Annotated in this window: 1 protein-coding gene; it reads left to right on the plus strand. The window is 42.4% G+C overall.

What is annotated here, in order from left to right; genetic code table 11:
* Positions 1-116: 116 nt before the first annotated feature.
* The gene (locus tag IEX80_RS27710; RefSeq protein ID WP_188834830.1) at positions 117-1655 is read left to right on the plus strand and encodes an IS1182 family transposase; all 1539 of its coding nucleotides are present in this window, start codon (positions 117-119) and stop codon (positions 1653-1655) included.
* Positions 1656-1676: the final 21 nt, after the last annotated feature.

Genomic DNA, 1676 nt, shown 5'->3' on the forward strand with positions numbered 1-1676 from the left:
GTGGCCGTTGCGCAACTAAACTGAGGTTTTCAAATAACCCAGTCGAATAAAGTTCGATTGGGTTATTTTTTTTATAAACATTTGACAATCAGGTATTTGTTTTGTATATTAAGGACATGCAAGGCAAAAAAGATTATCAGGAAAAGCTCTTTATCCGGTTTCAGCTTTCAGACTACATTCCAGCAGATAACTTCTACAGGCGTTTGAAAAGTATACTCGATCTGAACTTTGTTTATGATACGACCAGCAAATATTATGGTACAGAGGGTCAAAAGAGCATTGACCCGGTTGTGTTTTTCAGACTAATGCTTGTTGGTTATTTAGAGAACCTGAATAGCGATAGGCGCATTATTGCTACCTCACGTATGCGCATGGATATCCTCTATTTTATAGGATATGATCTGGATGAAGAACTTCCCTGGCATTCGACATTAAGCCGCACACGCCAGCTTTATGGAGAAGAGGAGTTTACAGCTGTCTTTAAACAGGTTCTTAAAAAGTGTATTGATGCAGGTTTGGTAGCAGGTAAAAGACAGGCTATCGATAGCGCATTTGTCAAAGCCAATGCAGCTATGTCAAGTTTGGTCGAACGCGAGATCATGAATGATGCAGCAACTTATGGCAAGCAATTGGACGATCATAATGATGAAGCCCCGGCTGGGGACATACCGGATGAAAACACCAAGCCTAAGCCGAGAAAGAACGCTAAAGTTGATAAGAAAGCGAACAGCAAGCGTTACAGCCCATCAGACCCTGATGCCCGGTTATCGGTGAAACCCGGAAAAACGACGCGGCTGAACTATTCGGCTCATGTAAGCGTAGATACACAAAACCACGTTATTACACACATCCAGGCCTTCCATGCAGATAAAGGAGATGCACCATGCCTACCTGAGATCCTTACCCATGTCGCCGGAAACCTTAAAGATAATGGCATGGAAATAGAAGATGTGCTTGCCGATACAGGTTATAGCGGTGAAGCGGCGCTTCTGTTTTTAGCTGGTAATCGTATTAAAGGCTTCATACCTAACAGGCCAGGATGTCAAAGCAGGGAAAGCCGGCAGGGCTTCAGTTATGACGGGGAGCAAGACCGGTATGTTTGTCCTGAAGGCAAATACCTTACTTTTCACAACTTCAAAAAAGCAGAGAACGATAATACCCATAAGATATATCGTACCAGTGTTAAAGATTGCAGGGACTGTCCGCTTAAAAGCACCTGCACTAATCTGCAAGGCTTTAAAGTGTTTAAGGATTCCGTAGCTAAAGACCTTTATATAGAAATGCATGAACGCATGCAAACCCGACAAGGGAGCAAGGCCAGGAAAGTAAGACAAAGTACGGTAGAACCGGTACTGGGCACCCTGATCAATTTTACAGGCATGAAACAGGTAAACACAAAAGGGCTCGAATTGGCCAATAAATGTATGATCATGGCCGCCATTGCATATAACCTTAAAAAACTTGTCAATGGTATACCTGCAAAAATCAGAAGAAGAAAAAGAAAGCTACCGGGAAACCATTCTGATGCCTTAATCAATACATTATCGGCCTGTTTATTGAAGATAGCAAACATATTAACTGCTTTCAGCATTGCCTGTAAAAGCAAATGGCCGAATAATCTTTTGCTTTGCAATTTAATTATTCAGCCATTTTAAGCCCTGTTGCGCAACGGCCAC

The sequence above is a fragment of the Mucilaginibacter rubeus genome (assembly GCF_014643835.1).
Lineage (GTDB): Bacteria > Bacteroidota > Bacteroidia > Sphingobacteriales > Sphingobacteriaceae > Mucilaginibacter > Mucilaginibacter rubeus.

Excerpts from the sequence above, each read along its gene's own strand:
- IEX80_RS27710 (WP_188834830.1), top strand. The coding sequence starts at position 117 with ATGCAAGGCAAAAAAGATTATCAGGAAAAGCTCTTTATCCGGTTTCAG.